20 protein-coding genes are annotated in these 18,878 nt (G+C 72.7%); 15 read left to right on the top strand and 5 right to left on the bottom strand.

Going from position 1 to position 18,878, the window contains the following annotated elements; genetic code table 11:
* Nucleotides 1-41: 41 nt before the first annotated feature.
* The 6 genes from B079_RS0121165 (at nt 42) to B079_RS0121190 (ending at nt 5,608) form a co-directional block, all read left to right on the top strand.
* Entirely contained in the window at nt 42-857 is an 816-nt protein-coding gene (locus B079_RS0121165; RefSeq protein WP_018547837.1) for an SRPBCC family protein, read from the top strand.
* A 44-nt stretch (nt 858-901) separates the two neighbouring features.
* On the top strand, nt 902-1,690 hold the full coding sequence (locus B079_RS0121170) for an aldose epimerase (RefSeq protein WP_026248912.1): 789 nt from the start codon (nt 902-904) through the stop codon (nt 1,688-1,690).
* A 41-nt stretch (nt 1,691-1,731) separates the two neighbouring features.
* On the top strand, nt 1,732-2,283 hold the full coding sequence (pyrE, locus tag B079_RS0121175) for an orotate phosphoribosyltransferase (protein ID WP_018547839.1): 552 nt from the start codon (nt 1,732-1,734) through the stop codon (nt 2,281-2,283).
* 157 nt (nt 2,284-2,440) lie between these two features.
* A complete protein-coding gene (gene fbaA / locus B079_RS0121180) occupies nt 2,441-3,463 on the top strand; it encodes a class II fructose-bisphosphate aldolase (protein WP_018547840.1) in 1,023 nt (340 codons plus the stop codon).
* Nucleotides 3,464-3,613: 150 nt separating this feature from the next.
* Nucleotides 3,614-5,095 carry an MFS transporter gene (locus B079_RS0121185; RefSeq protein WP_018547841.1) on the top strand — a complete coding sequence of 494 codons (1,482 nt, stop codon included), beginning with the start codon at nt 3,614-3,616 and terminating at the stop codon, nt 5,093-5,095.
* 30 nt (nt 5,096-5,125) lie between these two features.
* Complete coding sequence (locus B079_RS0121190; protein ID WP_026248913.1) at nt 5,126-5,608, top strand: hypothetical protein; 483 nt, start codon at nt 5,126-5,128, stop codon at nt 5,606-5,608.
* Between the two features lie 36 nt (nt 5,609-5,644).
* Here the strand turns inward: B079_RS0121190 and B079_RS0121195 are convergent, their stop codons facing one another.
* Together B079_RS0121195 and B079_RS35980 are read right to left on the bottom strand one after the other, a co-directional pair.
* On the bottom strand, nt 5,645-6,064 hold the full coding sequence (locus tag B079_RS0121195; protein WP_018547843.1) for a DUF3151 domain-containing protein: 420 nt from the start codon (nt 6,062-6,064) through the stop codon (nt 5,645-5,647).
* A gap of 175 nt (nt 6,065-6,239) precedes the next feature.
* Nucleotides 6,240-8,066, bottom strand: coding sequence for a glycosyltransferase family 39 protein (locus B079_RS35980; protein ID WP_234016834.1), 1,827 nt, complete (start codon nt 8,064-8,066; stop codon nt 6,240-6,242).
* 762 nt (nt 8,067-8,828) lie between these two features.
* Between B079_RS35980 and B079_RS0121205 the strand changes: the two genes are divergently transcribed.
* From B079_RS0121205 to B079_RS0121215, 3 genes are all read left to right on the top strand, one after another.
* Nucleotides 8,829-9,689: a tryptophan 2,3-dioxygenase family protein gene (locus tag B079_RS0121205; protein ID WP_018547845.1), complete on the top strand. Its 861-nt coding sequence runs from the start codon at nt 8,829-8,831 to the stop codon at nt 9,687-9,689.
* A complete protein-coding gene (gene kynU / locus B079_RS0121210) occupies nt 9,682-10,875 on the top strand; it encodes a kynureninase (RefSeq protein WP_018547846.1) in 1,194 nt (397 codons plus the stop codon). The genes B079_RS0121205 and kynU overlap by 8 nt, the downstream gene beginning before the upstream one ends.
* Before the next feature lie 236 nt (nt 10,876-11,111).
* Nucleotides 11,112-12,002: an alpha/beta hydrolase gene (locus B079_RS0121215; protein WP_018547847.1), complete on the top strand. Its 891-nt coding sequence runs from the start codon at nt 11,112-11,114 to the stop codon at nt 12,000-12,002.
* A 25-nt stretch (nt 12,003-12,027) separates the two neighbouring features.
* Here B079_RS0121215 and B079_RS32500 read toward each other — a convergent pair whose 3' ends face one another.
* Both B079_RS32500 and B079_RS0121225 read right to left on the bottom strand, forming a co-directional pair.
* Nucleotides 12,028-12,474, bottom strand: coding sequence for a DUF3592 domain-containing protein (locus B079_RS32500; protein ID WP_051095249.1), 447 nt, complete (start codon nt 12,472-12,474; stop codon nt 12,028-12,030).
* Between the two features lie 132 nt (nt 12,475-12,606).
* Nucleotides 12,607-12,828 (bottom strand): DUF7489 domain-containing protein, encoded by a 222-nt coding sequence (locus B079_RS0121225; RefSeq protein ID WP_018547849.1) that lies wholly within the window; start codon nt 12,826-12,828, stop codon nt 12,607-12,609.
* Between the two features lie 128 nt (nt 12,829-12,956).
* Here B079_RS0121225 and B079_RS0121230 point away from each other — a divergent pair, with 128 nt between their 5' ends.
* The 6 genes from B079_RS0121230 (at nt 12,957) to B079_RS0121255 (ending at nt 17,497) form a co-directional block, all read left to right on the top strand.
* Nucleotides 12,957-14,165, top strand: a complete 1,209-nt coding sequence (locus B079_RS0121230; RefSeq protein WP_018547850.1) for a cytochrome P450 — start codon at nt 12,957-12,959, stop codon at nt 14,163-14,165.
* Between the two features lie 52 nt (nt 14,166-14,217).
* Nucleotides 14,218-14,607, top strand: a complete 390-nt coding sequence (locus B079_RS32505; protein ID WP_018547851.1) for a DUF6281 family protein — start codon at nt 14,218-14,220, stop codon at nt 14,605-14,607.
* Between the two features lie 88 nt (nt 14,608-14,695).
* Nucleotides 14,696-16,060: a sensor histidine kinase gene (locus B079_RS32510; protein ID WP_037801718.1), complete on the top strand. Its 1,365-nt coding sequence runs from the start codon at nt 14,696-14,698 to the stop codon at nt 16,058-16,060.
* Nucleotides 16,057-16,722, top strand: a complete 666-nt coding sequence (locus B079_RS0121245) for a response regulator (protein ID WP_018547853.1) — start codon at nt 16,057-16,059, stop codon at nt 16,720-16,722. The genes B079_RS32510 and B079_RS0121245 overlap by 4 nt, the downstream gene beginning before the upstream one ends.
* Before the next feature lie 56 nt (nt 16,723-16,778).
* Nucleotides 16,779-17,060 carry a hypothetical protein gene (locus B079_RS0121250; RefSeq protein WP_018547854.1) on the top strand — a complete coding sequence of 94 codons (282 nt, stop codon included), beginning with the start codon at nt 16,779-16,781 and terminating at the stop codon, nt 17,058-17,060.
* Nucleotides 17,057-17,497 (top strand): DUF6086 family protein, encoded by a 441-nt coding sequence (locus B079_RS0121255; protein ID WP_018547855.1) that lies wholly within the window; start codon nt 17,057-17,059, stop codon nt 17,495-17,497. Before B079_RS0121250 ends, B079_RS0121255 begins: the two co-directional genes overlap by 4 nt.
* A 28-nt stretch (nt 17,498-17,525) precedes the next feature.
* Here the strand turns inward: B079_RS0121255 and B079_RS0121260 are convergent, their stop codons facing one another.
* On the bottom strand, nt 17,526-18,830 hold the full coding sequence (locus B079_RS0121260) for a hypothetical protein (protein ID WP_018547856.1): 1,305 nt from the start codon (nt 18,828-18,830) through the stop codon (nt 17,526-17,528).
* Nucleotides 18,831-18,878 lie beyond the last annotated feature (48 nt).

Raw genomic sequence — 18,878 nt, forward strand, 5'->3', positions numbered from 1 at the left:
CCAGGGTGAAAAGCGGCGCCCACTGGGTAGGCTCGGGCGACATGGAGCACCAGGTCTTCGTTCCGGTTCCGGCCGACCGGCTCAGGGAGGCGCTGGCGGACCCTGTGCGGGTGGCCCGGGCGGTACCCGGGCTCCAGCAGGACGCCACCGCCGACCCGCTGACCGGCAGGCTGAAGCTGCGGGTGGGCGGGCACTCGGTGACGTACCGGGGGACGGCCGGGGTCACGCGCCACGAGGACGGCAGTTACACCGTCCAGGGCGAGGCGACCGAGTCCCGGGGCACGGGCAGCGCGGAGTTCACGGTGACCGTACGGCTCGCGGAGGCCGCGGACGGTACGACGGCCGACCTCACCGCGACGGCGACGACCACGACGGGCGCCCGGACGGCCGAACTCCCCGCGGACCAGCTCGCCTCGGCGGCGGCCCGCCTGCTGACCCGTTTCCTGGAGGGCCTGGCCGAGGAGCCGCAGGAGCCGGTCACGCCGCCGGTGCCGGAGACGCCGGAGGAGCTGGAGCAGCCGGAACAGCCGGAGGTGCCGGAGGAGCCCGGTGCCGAGGAGACGGCCGCCGACGCCCACACCTCCGTCTTCGACACCGAGGTCCCCCCGCCCTCCCTCACCCCCGACCCCGCCGAGCCCCCCGCCGGGCCTCCGGCGGAGGCCGCGCACGCGCGCCGCACCATGATCGGCCGCAGCGCCGAAGAGGTGGACCACGCCCCGCCGCGCGGCCGGTACGCCCCCGTACCCGCCCCCCAGGCGGTCACCGCGCACTCGACCCTGCGCTGGGCGGCCCCCGCCGCCGCCTTCGCGCTCGCCTCCGCGATCGTCGTCACCCGGGCGCTGCGCAAGCGCCGTTGAGGCGGCGGCCGGGCGGGGCGGTCGTACCCGAGTAGGGTCGTCCCGTGAGTGACGAAGACATTGTGCTGACCGCGGGTGACGCGGAGGTCGTGGTCCGGCCCGGCAACGGCGGCCGGGTCGCCGGGCTGAAGGTCGGCGGCACGGAGCTGCTGCGCCAGGGCGAGCGGTTCGGCTGCTTCCCGATGGTCCCCTGGTGCGGCCGGATCAGGGACGGCCGGTTCCTGGACGGCGGTGTCGTACGGCAGATGCCGCTCAACTCGCCGCCGCACGCCATCCACGGCACCGCCCGCGACGGCGCCTGGCGCACCGCCCGCGTCTCGGCGGACGAGGCCGTCCTGACGTACGACCTGACCGACCCCTGGCCGCACCCCGGCAAGGTCACCCAGATCGTCAGCCTCGGCGAGGACGGCCTGACGCTGACCATGGCGGTGGAGACGTACGAGGACTCGTTCCCGGCGCAGATCGGCTGGCACCCCTGGTTCAACCGGACGCTCGGCGGCGAGGGCGTGCGCATCGACTTCACCCCGGCCTGGCAGGAGGAGCGCGGCGCGGACCACCTGCCGACCGGCAACCGGATCGACCCGAAGCCGGGCCCGTGGGACGACTGCTTCGGGATGCCCGACGGTGTGGACGTCACCCTGACCTGGCCGGAGCAGCTGGAGCTGCGGCTGACCAGCCGCGAGCAGTGGGCCGTCGTCTACGACGAGCAGGACGCCGCCGTGTGCGTCGAGCCGCAGACCGGGCCGCCCGACGGGCTCAACACCGCGCCCCGCCTGGTCACTCCGCTGGAGCCGCTGGAGGCGTCCACCACCTGGCGCTGGCGCCGCCTCTGAGCCGTCCGCCGCCGTGCCGGTGCCGCCTCTAAGCTGGCGGTATGACGACCGACGCGCGTGGCGAACTGCTGGAACAGATCAAGGACAAGGCCGTGGTGCACGGCAAGGTGACCCTCTCCTCGGGGCTGGAGGCCGACTACTACGTCGACCTGCGCCGCATCACCCTCGACGGCGAGGCCGCCCCGCTGGTCGGCCAGGTCCTGCTCGACCTCACCGACGACCTGGACTTCGACGCGGTGGGCGGTCTGACCATGGGCGCCGACCCGGTGGCCGCGGCCATGCTGCACGCCGCCGCCGCGCGCGGGAAGCGGCTGGACGCCTTCGTGGTGCGCAAGGCCGCGAAGGCGCACGGTCTCCAGCGCCGGGTGGAGGGTCCGGACATCGCGGGCCGCCGGGTGCTGGTGGTCGAGGACACGTCCACGACCGGTGGTTCGCCGCTGACCGCCGTCGAGGCGGTGCGCGAGGCCGGTGCGGAGGTCGTCGCGGTGGCGACGATCGTGGACCGGGCGACCGGTGCCGCGGAGAAGATCGAGGCCGGTGCGGGCGTTCCGTACCGGTTCGCCTTCTCGAAGGATGAACTGGGTCTGGACTGACGGCCCGCCACGGCGTGGACTTTTCCTGGCCTCGCCCGCCAGGCCGCCCGCCGGGCCATGTCTGGAAAGATGGGCACGACGCTGACGTCGTCGCCCCCTGGGTCCAAGTTCAGGGCCGCCACGCAGAACGCCCACCCGCAACACGAGGAGCGGACAGATGCCCATCGCAACCCCCGAGGTCTACAACGAGATGCTCGACCGGGCGAAGGCAGGCAAGTTCGCCTACCCGGCCATCAACGTCACCTCCAGCCAGACCCTGAACGCGGCGCTGCGCGGCTTCGCCGAGGCGGAGAGCGACGGCATCGTCCAGATCTCGACCGGCGGCGCGGAGTTCCTCGGCGGCCAGTACAGCAAGGACATGGTGACCGGCGCGGTCGCGCTCGCGGAGTACGCGCACATCCTCGCCGAGAAGTACCCGGTCAACATCGCGCTGCACACCGACCACTGTCCCAAGGACAAGCTGGACGGTTACGTGCGTCCGCTGCTCGCGCTGTCCGAGGAGCGCGTGAAGGCGGGCCGCAACCCGCTGTTCCAGTCGCACATGTGGGACGGCTCGGCCGAGACCCTGGCGGACAACCTGGAGATCGCCCAGGAGCTGCTTGAGCAGGCCCGCCGCGCCAACATCATCCTCGAGGTGGAGATCACCCCGACCGGTGGCGAGGAGGACGGTGTCTCGCACGAGATCAACGACTCCCTCTACACCACGGTGGACGACGCGATCCGCACCGTCGAGGCGCTGGGCCTGGGCGAGAAGGGCCGCTACCTGCTGGCCGCCTCCTTCGGCAACGTGCACGGCGTCTACAAGCCGGGCAACGTCGTGCTCCGCCCCGAGCTGCTGAAGGAGCTGAACGACGGCGTGGCCGCCAAGTTCGGCAAGCAGTCCCCGTTCGACTTCGTCTTCCACGGCGGCTCGGGCTCCTCGGAGGAGGAGATCCTGACCGCGCTGGAGAACGGCGTCGTGAAGATGAACATCGACACGGACACGCAGTACGCGTTCACCCGTCCGGTCGCGGGCCACATGTTCTCGCACTACGACGGCGTCCTGAAGATCGACGGCGAGGTCGGCGACAAGAAGGCGTACGACCCGCGCACCTGGGGCAAGCTGGCCGAGGCGTCGATGGCCGCGCGTGTCGTGGTGGCGGCGAAGAACCTGCGGTCGGCGGGCAACAAGATGAAGTAGCCCTGCGGGGTTGGTTGTGTGTGGTGGACCCGGGGCCCTTCGGTGGGCGCCGGGTCCTTCACATAGGTGGGCCGCGTCCATGGTGGGCTCGCACATGTGGGCCGGCTCCATGGCGTGTCGGCACATGTGGGTCTGCGGTATATGTGGGGTATGCCCGATGTCCGGCTGGCCTCGCCCCAGGGCAGATGGATCCTGTTCACCACTGTGCTCGGCTCCAGCATGGCCCTGCTGGACTCGACCGTCGTCAATGTCGCGCTGCCGCGTATCGGCCGTGACCTGGACGCGAGTCTCGCCGCGCTCCAGTGGACGGTCAACGCGTACATGCTCACCCTGGCCGGGCTGATCCTGCTCGGCGGCTCGCTGGGCGACCGGTACGGCCGCCGCAAGGTGTTCATGATCGGCGTGGTGTGGTTCGCGGCGGCCTCGCTGCTGTGCGGGCTCGCGCCGGACCCGGCCGTACTGATCGGCGCCCGCGCCCTCCAGGGCATCGGCGGCGCGCTGCTCACCCCCGGCTCGCTCGCGCTGATCCAGGCGTCCTTCCACCCCGACGACCGCAGCCGCGCGGTCGGTCTGTGGTCGGGGTTCGGCGGGGTGGGCGCGGCGGTGGGGCCGTTCCTGGGCGGCTGGCTGGTGGACGGTCCCGGCTGGCGCTGGGTGTTCCTGCTGAACGTCCCGCTCGCGCTGGTGTGTGTCCCCGTGGCGCTGCGGCACGTACCGGAGTCGGACGCGGCGACCTCCGGCGAGGGGGCGCCGCCCGGCCGTTTCGACGTGCTCGGCGCGGTCCTCGGCGCGCTGGCGCTCGCGCTGCTGACGTACGCCCTGATCGAGGCGCGCTCGGCGTCCGTGGGCGTGGTGGTGAGCGCGGTCGCGGGCGTGGCGGCTGCGGTGGCGTTCGTGTACGTCGAGAAGCACCGGGCCGATCCGATGCTGCCGCTGGACATCTTCTCCTCGCGGCAGTTCACGGCGGTCAACGTCGTCACGCTGTGCGTGTACGCGGCGTTCGGCGGCTTCTTCTTCCTAACCGCGCTCCAGCTGCAGGTGGTCGCGGGGTACTCGCCGCTCGAGGCGGGTACGGCCCTGCTGCCGACGACCGTCCTCATGCTGCTGTTCTCGTCCCGCTCGGGCGCGCTGGCCGACAGGATCGGGCCCCGGCTGCCGCTGACGGTGGGGCCGCTGTTGTGCGCGGTGGCGATGCTGATGATGGTGCGGGTGGGTCCGCACGCGAACTATCTGACCGACGTGCTGCCCGCGCTGCTGGTGATGGGCGCGGGCATGGTCACCCTGGTGGCCCCGCTGACCGCGACCGTCCTCGCCTCCGTGGACACCGCCCGCGCGGGCGTGGCCAGCGGCATCAACAACGCGGCGGCGCGGGCGGCGGGGCTGATCGCGGTCGCCGCGCTTCCGCTGCTCACCGGGATGGGCCCGGACGCGTACCGCTCCGCCCCCGCCTTCAACCGCTCCTTCGACCGCGCGATGCCGATCTGCGCGGGCGTACTGGTCCTCGGCTCGATCCTCGCCTTCACGCTGGTACGCCGCCGCCCGACCCCGGACTGCCCGCACCCGGAATGCCGGACGCATGGGAACCTGACGGCTCCGCCGCTGGAGACGGGGCGGGCCGCGGGGAAGGGCTGAGCGGCACCGGGGGTCGCTAGCATCATGTACATGCCGGACGTATGGATCGGTCTCAGCGCCGCCGCGCGGCGGCGGAACTGGTGGCGCACCGGCGCCGTGGCGCTGATCGCGGCCGGTGGGACGGTGGCCGTGGGGCTGGCCGAGCGGGGGCCGGAGCGGTGGTGGTGGACCGGGGGCGTCGGGGTGTTCGGCCTGGTCGCGGTGTTCGACATGGTCGACCGCACCTACGGCCGGGCGCTCGTTTCCGGCACCGGGATCGAGTTCCGCACCTTCGTCAGCCGCCGCTCGATCCCGTGGTCCGAGGTCGCCGGTGTCGAGAAGCGGGCGCGGACGGTGCGGAGCGGCACCTGGTGGTATCTGCGGGTCGTCCGGGTGCGGGGGCGGTCGCTGATGGTGCCCGGGACGTTCACCAACCGGTGGGAGGACGTCGAGCTGGAGCGGAAGCTGGTCGCCGTGCGTGAGCGGTGGGGCCGGGCGGGCGGCGGAGGGGGCCCGGCACCGGGGGCGGGGTGAGCCCCCTGGCGCCTGGCCGCCGGTACGCCGGGGCGGTTACCGCATCAGCTCCTCGTACGCCTCCTCGCTGCTGTCCCGCAGGAACTGGCGGCAGCGCTCCGCCTCGTCCTTCTCGCCGATGGAGTCGGCGGCGCGGGTGAGGGCGGCCAGGCAGCGCAGGAAACCGCGGTTGGGGCGGTGGCTCCACGGGATGGGGCCGTGGCCCTTCCAGCCCGCGCGGCGCAGCTGGTCGAGGCCGCGGTGGTAACCCGTACGGGCGTAGGCGTACGACTCGACCACGCGGCCCGCCTCGAAGGCGTCGTCGGCGAGCATGGCCCAGGCCAGGGAGAAGGTCGGGTACTTCGCCACGACCTCGGCCGGAGCGAGCGAGTCCTCGGCCAGCAGCCGGTACGCGTCCTCGTTCTCCGGAAGGTGAGTCGGCTCCGGGCCGCCGAGCAGGTTCTTGTGCGTCGTCATGGGTGCAGTCTGCCACTGGGGGTGGGGGCGCCGAGTTTCCCTACGGGGGCGCTCGGGCTGCTGGTGGATCTTGGGGGAGGGGTGCCCGGGGTTTTCTTTTCCGGGGGGCGCTCGGGCTGCTCGTGGACCGTTGGGGGAGCGGCGCCCTGGGTCTCCTTCCCGGGCTCTCCCGGGGTCACGCCGACCGCTCGTAGACCGTCACCCGGCGCCCGCGTACCCATTCGTCCGCGACCGGCGTGAAGTACCGCTCCAGCACGTCCCGTTTCGCCCGGTCCCGGCCTCCCGCCACCGGCCGCGCGACCTCCGGGGCGTCCGAGACCAGCAGTATCCGCCGCTCCCGCAGCATCGCGTCCCGTATCCGCCCGGGGGCCGCCTCCACCCCCTTCAGCGTGCCGGACTCCACGGGCCCCTGCGCGAGCGCGATGTCCCGCAGCCCGGCGAAGGCCCCCGGAGACACCAGCGCCGTGTCACGCCGGGCGGCCGGTACGAACAGCACCGCGTTCCCGTCCCGCTTCCACCGCTCCACCCGCCCGGCCACCGCGAACACGTCGTCCACCCGGCTGGCGGGGGCCCGCTTGGCGAGGGAGTACGGCAGCAGCGCCGCGACGGCGACGGCCAGGACGACGGGGACGACGAACGGCGCGGCCCCGGGAAATCGTGGCCGCACCACCCGCACCCCCACCCCGAGCCCGGCCCCGACCAGCACCGCGAGCCCCAACTGGCTGAACAGCACATACCGGTCCAGAAACAACGGCTTGACCAACGAGAGAAACACGAGCCCGACCTGCGGGACGGCGAGGAGGGGGAGACCGACGGCGGCAAGGGAAAGGGGCCGGTGGCCCCGCTGCCCCGCACGAAGGTGCTCCGCGTGGGACCGGTCAGCGGCCGGAAGCTCGTCGCCAGCTACACCCGGCTGTTCCGCACCCGGACGCCCCACGTGCGGCTGCTCCACGCCAAGGGGCCCACCACCAGGCTGTCCCGCGGAAGGCTTTTCCACGCGTCCCGCCTCAGCCTGCTTGGTGCGGAAGCCCCCTGCCTGGGGCTGGTTCGCAGGCATTCCCTCGGCTGTCTGCTCCGTACGCGGTCGCACCACGCGAGGCCGGTCCGCGCCCGGCCGCCCATCGGCAGGCAGCCGCGCGCCGGGCCGTCCCGTGCGAGCTTCCTCCGCGTGCCCCGCACCGGGCTGTTCCGCGCGAGGGCGTCCTGCCTGGGGCTGGTCCGCGTCGGGCGGTCCTTCGCTCGGCTGCCCCGTGCGCAGGTGCGTCACGTGGAGCGGGCTCCCGCCCGGCAGCCCCTCGCCCGCCTGTTCCGGGTGGGGTCGCCCCATGTGAGGCTGGTCCGCGCCGGGCAGCTCACCGGTCGGCTGCTCAGTGAGAGGGCGCACCACGCGAGGTACCTCCGTACCAGCTCGCCCCGCACCACCCCGTTCTCTGCCGAACCGGTCCGCCAGGGCTGCCAGTCCGCCTACTGCCACCAGCACCGCCGGGCCGATCAGCATGTGCCAGGTCAGGGGTGGGATCCAGGAGATCTGGGTGGACTGGTGGCGGCTGAAGAGGATCAGGGGTGCCGTGGCCGCTGCGGCGGCGGCAGAGGCTGTCGACCAGCGGAGCCATGTGGCGCGGTCCGCTCGGGAGAGGGCCAGCGTGAGGGCGTGGGCGGGGAGGGTGAGGAGGGAGAGCCAGTTGAGGAGGGCGCAGAGGAGGAGCGTGGTGCCGTAGAGCACCCAGCGGGTCGTACGGGGGCGGTCGGTCAGCTGGGTCACCAGGAGCAGGGTGGACAGGCCCGCACCGGCGGTGACCAGGGCGTACGGGCGGCCCTCCTGGAGGTAGGACTGCACCGCCGGGAGCAGGCCGAGTGCCAGCCCGGCGGCCAGGCCCGCCCACCGGTCGGCGAGCCGCGTGCCGATGGCCGTCACGCAGGCCGCCGCCACCGCCATCGCCAGGACGGACGGCAGTCTCAGGGTCGTGGTGCCGGGGCCGAAGCAGGTGAAGAGGGCGTGCATCAGGAGGTAGTACAAGGCCGTGCACGGCGTCGACCTGGCCGAGCATGTGCCAGATGTCGGCGGTGTCGCGCAGGGCCACCTGCCAGGTCGCGGCCTCGTCGCGCCACAGGCTGTGCCGCCGGGGCAGACCCCACAGGCCGAGGGCGGTCGTCCACAGCATGGGGACGAGCCAGAGCGGTATCCGGCGCGTACCGGGGGAGGTCATCGGCCGGTGCGGGGGACGGAGCGGCCGGGTCCTGCGGTGCGGCTGGGTCCTGTCGTGCCGCCGGGCCCTGTTGTGCTGCCGGATCGTGCGGTGCCGCCCGGCATTGCCGTGCCGCCGAACCCTGTCGTGCCGCCTGGCCTTGCCGTCCCGCTGTCCGGTCCCCCCGTGCCGCCTGGCGTTGCCGTACTGCCCGGTCCCGCCGTGCCGCCCGGCCCTGCCGTATCGCCTGGCCTTGCCGCGCTGCCCGGTCCCGCCGTATCGCCCGGCCCTGCCGTACCGCCCCCCGGCCCCGCCATCCACATGCGCGCGTGCAGCATCGCGTCCCCCCGCGTTCCCCGTAGCCGTTCGTTCCCCGTGATCCCCGCCGCGACGATAGGTGATCACGTGCGGCAAGGGAATGAGTGTGCGGTGACGGGCGGGGCTCGTGGGGTGGCTGGTGGGGGAGGCAGCTCTTGCCGTATCCGGAGGGATTGCGCAGGATTCGAGCTGGGGACCGGGGCCCCCGTGCCGGCATCGGCAGGGGCGGACCGCTACCCGTAGTTCGACAGGAGACAGCGATGTCCCACCAGGCTCACCCCCCTTCCCAGGCCCCCGAAGAGGCCGCTGAGCCCGAGACCCCGCATCTCGATTTCGCGGGCACGACGCCGTACGAGGACTACGTGCGGGCCGACGTGCTCACCCACCTCCAGCACACCCTCTCCGACGACCCCGGCGAGATGGTCTTCCTGGTGACGACCCAGGTGATGGAGCTGTGGTTCACGGTGATCACGCACGAGTGGGAGACCGCCGCGAAGGCGCTCCGCTCGGACGACGTGCCGACGGCGACGGCCGCACTGAAGCGTTCCGTGCGCGAGCTGGAGGCGCTGAACGCGTCCTGGCGCCCGCTGGCGCAGCTGACCCCGGCCCAGTTCAACTCGTACCGCTCCGCGCTCGGCGAGGGCTCCGGGTTCCAGTCCGCGATGTACCGCCGGATGGAGTTCCTGCTCGGGGACAAGTCGGCCTCGATGCTCGTCCCGCACCGGGGCACCCCGCGCGTGCACGCGGAGCTGGAGAAGGCGCTGCACGAGCCGAGCCTGTACGACGAGGCGGTACGGCTCCTCGCGCGCCGGGGCCACGACATCCCCGCCTCGGTGCTGCACCGGGACGTGTCCAAGCGGTACGAGCCCGCGCCGGAGGTGGAGGCGGCCTGGACGGCGGTGTACTCCGGCGACCCGGACGCCGAGGTCGCCCGCCTGGGCGAGGCGCTGACGAACGTGGCCGAGCTGGTCTGGCGCTGGCGCAACGACCACCTGGTGGCCACCCGCCGCGCGATGGGCGCCAAGGCGGGCACCGGCGGTTCGGCCGGGGTGGCGTGGCTGGAGAAGCGGGCCCGGAACACCGTGTTCCCCGAGCTGTGGACGGCGAGGTCGTATGTCTGAGTCGAGCGAACTGGCGCTGCTGGCGGAGAAGTTGGACGCCGCCGACGAACTGGCCGCGCTGCGAGGGAAGTTCACCCTGGACGACGTGGTCTATCTGGACGGCAACTCGCTGGGCGCGCTGCCCGCGCACGTCCCCGACCGGATGCGGGACGTGCTGTGCCGCCAGTGGGGCGAACTGCGCATCCGCTCCTGGGAGGAGTCGGGCTGGTGGACGGCGCCGGAGCGGATCGGTGACCGGATCGCCCCGCTGATCGGCGCGGGTCCAGGGCAAGTTGTCGTGGGCGACTCGACAAGTGTCAACGTCTTCAAGGCACTTGTGGCCGCCGTCCGGATGGCCGGGGACGACCGCGACGAGATCCTGGTCGACGCGACGACCTTCCCCACCGACGGCTACATCGCCGAGTCGGCCGCCCGCATGACCGGCCGCACGCTCCGCGCGCTCACCCCGGCGGAGATCCCGGCCGCGCTCGGCCCCCGTACGGCGGCGGTCCTGCTGAACCACGTCGACTACCGCACGGGCCGTCTCCACGACCTGCCCGCGCTGACGGCGGCGGTCCATGAGGCCGGTGCCCTGGTCGTCTGGGACCTGTGCCACAGCGCGGGCGCGCTGCCGGTCGGTCTGGACGCGCACGGGGTGGACCTGGCGGTCGGCTGCACCTACAAGTACCTGAACGGCGGCCCGGGTTCACCGGCGTACCTCTACGTCCGCCGCGACCTCCAGCCCCGCTTCGACTCCCCGCTGCCGGGCTGGAACTCGCACGCGGAGCCGTTCGGGATGAGCGCGGAGTACCGGGCCGCGCCGGGTGCGGTGCGCGGGCGGGTCGGGACGCCGGACATCCTCTCCATGCTGGCGCTGGACGCGGCGCTCGACGTGTGGGACGGGGTCGCGGTGGAGGCCGTGCGCGCCAAGTCGCTCGCGCTGACGGACTTCTTCCTGCGCTGCGTCACGGAGTACACGGAGCCGGGTCGGCTCGAGTGCGTCACCCCGCTGCGGCACGAGGAGCGGGGCAGCCAGATCGCGCTGCGCTGCCCGGACGCGGCCGAGGTCATGGACCGGCTGATCGAGCGGGGCGTGGTGGGCGACTTCCGCCACCCTGATGTGCTGCGCTTCGGCTTCACCCCGCTGTACGTGGGCTTCGCGGAGACGGAGCGGGCGGCACGGGTGCTGGCGGGGGCGCTGACGTAGTCCGGCGGGGTCCGGGGGTCGCTCGCGGGGCGGCTCCCGGACTCGCGCGGAGGTACAAAACCGGCAGGTGCTCCCATTAGGTGACCCTGCGTCACATCCGCATGTCGGGGCATGTGTCCGGCCTGGTACCGTCCGGCCAACGGCGGGGTGGGTGGCCGTGACCCCGAGGGGTGGCCGCACCTGTCGGGTGGCCGTACCCGATCCCCGAATCCCGTTCCTTCGCTGAGAGGTTGGACATGCCGGACGACGTCGCCGCAGCCCGCGCCGCCGCCGAGGAGGAGTCGGCGTTCTCGCACGCGCCGGTCGAGCCGGATGCCACGGCCGCGTACGGGGACCACTCCGACCAGGTGATCGACTTCTACGCGCCCCGGACGCGGGCGGCCGAGCCGCTGTCGGCGCCGCTGGTCGTCGTCCTGCACGGCGGTGCCTGGCGCGCCCGCTACGACCGCCGTCACATCACCCCGTTCGCGGACTATCTGGCCCGGCGGGGGTTCGCGGTGGCCAACGTGGAGTACCGGCGCGGGAGTTCGGCGGACGGCGACGGCGCGGGCAGCGACGGCGACGAGGCGGGCCGCTGGCCGGAGACCTTCGACGACGTGGCCGCCGCTCTCGACGCGCTCCCCGTACTGGCCCGTGAGGCGCTGCCGCAGGCGGACACCCGCCGTACGGTCCTGACCGGTCACTCGGCGGGGGGTCACCTGGCCCTGTGGGCGGCGGCGCGGCACGTCCTGCCCGCCGACTCGCCCTGGCGCACGGACCAGCCCGCCCCGCTGCGCGGTGTGGTGGCCCTCGCCCCGATCGCGGACTTCACCCTCGCGGCGAAACTGGAGGTCTGCGGCAACGCGGCGATCCAACTCCTCGGCGGTGCCGATCTGTTCACCGACCGCCTCCCGCACGCCGACCCCTCCCTCCTCCTCCCCACCGGCATCGCCACCACCCTGGTCCAGGGCCGTACCGACCTCGATGTCCCCGAACCGGTCTCCGAGGCGTACGCCGACGCGGCGGCCAAGGCGGGCGAGGTCGTCGGCCTCACGCTCCTGGAGGACGTCGGCCACTTCCCGCTGATCGACCCGGCGGCGGACGCGTGCGCGGTGGTGGCGGAGGAGATCGCCCAACTCGCTTGGTGAGGCGGTGGCGTGCCTCGCTGGCAGCTCAACTGGGCATGCTCCGGGCCTGCTTCCGCAGCAGGAGGGCGAACACCGTGCCGAACCCCGCGAACAGCGCGCCGATGCCGCCGAATATCAGCGGCAGCAGCCACAGGGAGAGGAAGCCGTTGATCCTCGCGTCCTCGGGCGAGTCCGCGCGGTAAAGGATCTCGACCCGCTCTCCCTCCTCGTACGCGGGCGGGTTCGACCCCGCGTCGCTTCGGAACGTCCGCCGCTCACCGTCCTTCGTGGTGAACGCGACCACCGGGTACGCCGAGGGGCCACTGCTCCGCCGGTGCCGCGACACCCCGCTGGAGTGGCCGTCCCGCCACTCCAGCGCCACCACCGTGCCCTGCGCCCGCTCGGCACTCGCCAGATACGAGACGGAGACCCCCGCCACCGCCGCCCCGATCCCGAGGAACAGCACCCCGAACGCGATGAACCCCCGCGCCATCCACCGGAGCCCCTTCTTCCCCAACGCCTTCTTCGCCACGACACCCCTCTCACCGGCAGCGGCCCCTGTGGCCCGCCCGGAGTGATGAGACCGTGAACGCCAGCGGATGATCAAGCGCGCCCGGGCGCCCCGCTACTCCTTGACCGGGTCCGCACCCGGCCGCTTGACCAGCCGGTCGCCGACCGTGACCTCTTTCCAGAGCCGACGGCGAATCCTGACCTTCTTCGACTCGCCGTCACTGAGCCGGAGTTGGACGAAGTGATACATGTTCGAGCCGTCGAGCATGCCTCGGGACTTGTCGGTGACGACGCCTTCCCAGGAGTCGTCCCGTCCGGGTTTGCGGGATGTGAACATGCGGCGAGTCTAGGAAGACGGCCCTCCGCCGGGGCAGTGCCCGGGGACACCTCCTGGGGATGACACCTGTCACCCCGGGAGCGGGGCCATATCTACCGTCGCCGCCGCGCACGGGCTAGCGTCCCCCCATGTCAGCGACCTTCGACCCCGCCTCCCCCGGCTTCCTCGCCGACCCGTACCCCGCCTACGACGAACTCCGGGCGCGGGGGCGGGTGATCAGGTATGAGCCGACGGATCAGTGGCTCGTGCCGCACCACGCGGACGTGTCCGCGCTGCTCAGGGACCGGCGGCTGGGGCGGACGTATCAACATCGGTATGCGCACGAGGAGTTCGGGAGGACGCCGCCCCCGCCGGAGCATGAGCCGTTTCACACGCTCAACGATCACGGGATGCTGGACCTGGAGCCGCCGGACCACACGCGGATCCGGCGGCTGGTGGCGAAGGCGTTCACGCCGCGGACCGTGGAGCGGTTGCGGGGGTATGTGGAGGGGCTGGCCGGGGAGTTGGTGGGGCGGCTCGTCGCGGAGGGGGGCGGGGATCTCGTCGCCGAGGTGGCCGAGCCGCTGCCCGTCGCGGTGATCGCGGAGATGCTGGGGATTCCGGAGGGGGAGCGGGGGCCGCTCAGGCCGTGGTCGGCGGACATCTGCGGGATGTACGAGCTGAACCCGGCGCCGGAGGTGGCCGCGCGGGCGGTGCGGGCGTCGGAGGAGTTCTCGGGGTATCTGCGGGGGCTGATCGCGGCCCGCCGTGCCGACCCCCGCGACGATCTGATCTCCGCGCTGATCGCCGCCCACGACGAGGGCGACCGCCTCACCGAGCAGGAGCTGGTCTCCACCGCCGTCCTCCTCCTCAACGCGGGCCACGAGGCGACCGTCAACGCCACCGCCAACGGCTGGCTCGCCCTCTTCCGCCACCCCGCCCAGCTGGCCGCCCTCCGCGCCGACCACACCCTGATCCCGTCCGCCGTGGAGGAGCTGCTGCGCTACGACACCCCGCTCCAGCTCTTCGAACGCTGGGTCCTGGACGACATCGAGATCGACGGCACCCGTATCCCGCGCGGCGCCGAGCTCGCCCTTCTCTTCGGCTCCGCCAACCACGACCCGGCCGTCTTCGACACCCCCGCCGACCTGGACCTCACCCGCCGCGACAACCCCCACATCTCCTTCAGCGCGGGCATCCACTACTGCATCGGCGCCCCCCTCGCCCGCCTGGAGCTGACCACTTCCATGCGGGCCCTCCTCGAACAGGCCCCCACCCTCACCCTGGCGTCGGAACCGCACCGCAAACCGGGGTTCGTCCTGCGCGGCCTGAACGAACTGGAGGTCTCCGTCGTCTGAGGAGCGTGACCGAGCGAGCGTGACCGAGCGGACCGGCGGAGGGGTGGCACGGATGAGGCAGTACCGAAGGGCGTTCCTGGCGGCAGTCGTCGTGGCGCTGTGCGCGTCCTGCGCGGGGGCGCCCTCCTCGAACGGCGGGGGCGCGGCGGCGGACTGCGCGTACCGCGTCGCGTACGACGGGCGGCAGTACGCGGGCCTTCCCCACGCCGAGTTCGAGGTCGGGGAGAAGCTGGGCCCCGCCGTCCTCCCGCCCTGCGACGACACCCCGAGCGACGGGGACGGTCCGGAGACGCCGGAGCCGAGGACCGCGTACGCGGTGAAGGGGGTGGACCCCCGCATCGCCATCACGCTGGAGGACGCGCCCGGGGGCGTCCTTCTCGTCGCCGTCGACGCGAGAAAGGCGCTGCCACCGGAGGTCGCGAAACTGCTCCGGCGTCAGTGAGGGCGGCGTGTAGTACCTGAGGCGGACCCCTGGAAACCCCTCTGCGAGGGGACGACCGCACCCCCCGCCCCCGCCTACCGTCTCTCACGTGACCGAGACGACGACGCACACGCAGACGCCGCCCCCGCAGGCCGAGGACAGAGCCCGTAGCCCCGAGTTCCGGCTTGCCGCGGGGGCGTTGCGGGGGTTGCGGGAGGATTTGTTCCGGGAGGTCCTGGCGTACCGGCCGATGCCGCGTGCGGCCGTGGACGGTCCGGTGGGGCGGATGCTGCCCGGGCGGCTGAAGGAGTACGCGGGGTGGGCGCCGCACATCGCCGTCGGGGCCCTCGGCGGTCTCGCGGCGCTGGTGTCGCTGTCCCGCACCTACGGCGGCGTGGGCGCCCTGCTGTGCGCGCTGCTGGCGCTCGCGCCGGTGCTGCTCACCCTGGCGCGTCCGGTGGCGGCCTTCTGGCTGTCGCTGCTGGCGACGACGGTGACCGCGGTCGCCATGGACGGCTACTGGGGCGTCTGGCCGTGGCTGCCGGGCAGCTTCCTGTCCCATCTGACCGTGCTCACGGTCGTCGCGATACGCACCCGGCCGCGCACCGCCGCGTGGATGTGGGCGATCACCGCGCTGTACGGCTTCCTCGCGGAGAACGGCTTCGCCTGGCACGAGTCCTCCGACGTCGCGCCGATGCTGTTCCTGTCCGCGCTGATCCTGCTGGCCGTCACCGTCCGGCACACCCACCGCCAGGCCCGCCAGGAGGTGAGCGCGCAGCAGACGGCGACCGCGCACGAACGCTCGCGGCGCACCCTGCTGGAGGAGCGCTCGACCATCGCGCGTGAGCTGCACGATGTGGTGGCCCACCACATGTCGGTGGTCGCCATCCAGGCGGAGGCCGCGCCGTACCGGGTGGAGAACCCGCCGCCGGAGCTGGAGCAGGCGTTCGCCACCATCCGGGAGAACGCGGTGGCGGCGCTGACCGAGCTGCGCCGGGTGCTCGGTGTCGTCCGCGCGGAGGACTACGAGGCTCCGGACGCCCCGCAGCCCACCCTCGCCGACCTGGACACCCTGCTCGCCAACGTGCGGGAGACCGGCCTGGAGGTCGGCAAGACGGTGACCGGCGCGGTACGTGAACTCCCGCAGGGCGTCGAGCTGTCGGCGTACCGGATCGTGCAGGAAGCGCTCAGCAACACGCTGCGGCACGCGCCGGGGGCGACGGCACGCGTCGAAATCGCGTACGTGCTCGGCGGGTTGGGCGTCCGCGTGGTCAACGGGCCGCCGCCCGCGCCGAGTCTGATCAAGCCCTCGCCGGGCGCCGGGCACGGCATCACCGGCATGCGGGAGCGGGTGACCATGCTGAACGGCGAGATGACCGACGGCCCGACGGACGACGGGGGTTACGAGGTCACCGTGTTCCTGCCGGTCCCGGCGCCGGGCACCGACAGCGAGCTGTTCGAGGGCCGGACATGACGATCCGGGTGGTGATCGCCGACGACCAGATGATGGTGCGCGAGGGCTTCTCCGTCCTGCTGAACGCGATGCCGGACATCGAGGTGGTCGGCGAGGCGGTCAACGGGCGCGAGGCGGTCGCGCGGGTACGTGAACTCGCCCCGGACGTCGTCCTGATGGACATCCGCATGCCGGAGCTGAACGGCATCGAGGCGACCCGGGAGATCGTCGCGGCGGACGCGGCGGCGAAGGTGCTGGTGCTGACCACGTTCGACCTGGACGAGTACGTGTACCAGGCGCTGCGCGCGGGCGCCTCCGGCTTCCTGCTGAAGGACGCCTCGGCGCGGCAGCTCGCGGACGCGGTCGCGGTGGTGGCGTCGGGGGAGGCCCTGCTGGCCCCCTCCGTCACCCGCCGCCTGATCCACGAGTTCTCCCGCCTCTCCGACACCCCCCGCCTCATGCCCTCCGCCCACGCGGCCTACGGCGAACTCACCGAACGCGAGACGGAGGTGCTGGTCCTCATCGCGCAGGGCCTGTCCAACGCGGAGATCGCCGCGCGGCTGATCGTCGCGGAGTCCACGGTGAAGACCCATGTCAGCCGGATCCTGGTCAAGTTGGGGCTGCGGGACCGGACCCAGGCGGCGGTGTTCGCGTACGAGGCGCGGCTGGTGACGCCGGGCTGAGCGAGCGCCCGGATACCCTGCGCGGAGCGTCCCCGAGCAGAGTGCGAGCGTGTGCCATGACCCGAGATCTCCACCACGTCGAGATACGACCCGCCGAGGACGGCGTCACGCCGCTGACCGAGGAAGAAGAACTCCGTTACCGCAACCTCCTGTTCAGCGAACTCGGCCACCAGATCTCCGCCCACGGCTGGACCCGCTACCCCGCCCACACCCCGGAGGACCGCCGCCGCCTGATCGCGGTCGCCCAGCGGCTCACCGCCCACTGGGGCCAGGAGGTCTGCTACGAGGCGGAGGACCCGACCCGGTTCCGGCTGTACCTCCGGGGGTTCACCGGATGAGCCAGGACTTCCTCCTCGGCGACGAGACCCTGTGGAACCCGTCCAACGGGGCGGCGCGGCTGTTCTGCCAACAAGTGGAGCTTTTCGAAGCGGAGTTGGGCCTGCCGTCCGGCATCGGCCCCATGCACAGCGACGAGTCCCAGCTCGACCCCTCCCTCTTCACCCCCTTCGTCCACGCCCTCCTCACCCGCCACCGCCACACCAGCCACGCCATCATCCTCACCCTGTCCGAAGGCTTCACCGCGACGGTGCTGGTCCTGGCCGAACGCGCCGGAATCGCCCTGAACTGGGCGGAGTTGGCGGCCCGCCCGCAGGGTGCGCGCAGTGACATACAGGTCGGGGCGAGCACGGGGATGTCGCTGCCCCCGGAACCGGACGCCTGGGCGGCGTCCCTGCGGGAGAAGGCGGCGCACTTGAGCCGGCGCATGCCCCGCTGACCGTCCGCGCCCGCCCCGAGGGCAGGTGCTAGCCGGCCGCCGGTACGAAGACCGTCTCCGACGTGGCCGACTGGAAGGTGTCGTCGGCGTCGAAGACGGCACGGTAATAACCCGCCCCGCTCTCATCGAGGTCCGCGGCGAAATCGTTGCCGTCGCCGCCCCAGCGGGCCTCGACCGTGGTGAGCGTCGACCAGTTCACGCCGTCGGACGAGTGCTGGAGGTGGACCTGGATCGTGGCGGGCGTCCACCCGTCGGGGAAGTCGATGAGCCCCTCGGCATGGACCTGTCCCGCCTCGGAACGGGTGGCCGTGAAGGCCGTGAACTTCGCTCCCCGGTGCACATGGACGACGTCGCTGTTCCCGGTCCCGGCCTGGAGGAACGGGTCGTCGCCGGTGTCCAGCGCGGTCCGGAAGTAGCCGCCCTGCCAGGGGGTGTACTCCATCGTGAAGGTGCCGTCGTCGGCGGTGGTGAAGCGGCCCACGAGGTCGGTCTGCGCGTCGTCGGGCCCGAACAGCACGCCCCCGGAGCGCCCGGCCAGCGGCACCCAGCCGTCGGCGGTCTTCTGCTCGGCCTTGACGCGCAGCGTGACCGGCTGACCGAAGTCGACGTCGGTCGCGCTCACCGTGGACGTGATGCGGGTGGGAGTCTGGTCGACGCCGATGTCGACCGGCTCCGACTCTCCGTACAGCACCGGCGGCGTGCCACCGTCCATGCTGAACACGGCCTGGACGGGCGCGGCGGCGNCGAGCCGTACCGAGGCGGTGAAGTGCCCCCGCGCGTCGGTGGTCACCGTGGTCTGCGTCCAGTAGTCGACATTGATCGCGACCTGGCGGGCGGCGAGCGGCTTCACCTGGCGGGTCGGCCAGCGCCCGTACAGCGTCCCCTCGACCCGCACGTCACGGTGATCCCGGTCGATGGCGGTGCGGTCGACGCCGAGCGTGCCGAACCGCGCGGCGACGTAGTAGGCGAGGTTCCCCGCGGACCGGCTCAGCACATGGCCGCCGTCGGCGTCCGTCACCTCCACGTCGATGCGGTACGAGCCGAGCTCGGGCAGGCGCAACGGCTTCCTGGTACGCCAGTTGCCGTCCTTGGCGGTGCCGGAGAAGAGCCGGAAGTCCTTGGTCCCGACCTCGGCGACCTCGGCGACCTCGGTGTCCGAGGCGTACGAGATCAGGTGCGCCGTGATGCTCGTGATGTCGGCCCCGGAGCGGGCCTGGATCTGCAAGGTCCCGAGGTCGTCCGACACGCTCGACGCGTAGGTGACCTGCGGTGGGTCAGCGGCGTGCGCGGTGGTGACTCCCCCCGTGCCGAGCGCGGCGGCCGTGACGGCCACGGTGATCCATCTGCGTATTCTCCCCAGCGACACGTTCGATCCCCACCC

Origin of the sequence: Streptomyces sp. LaPpAH-108 (genome assembly GCF_000373625.1) — a bacterium.
Taxonomy (GTDB): Bacteria; Actinomycetota; Actinomycetes; order Streptomycetales; family Streptomycetaceae; genus Streptomyces.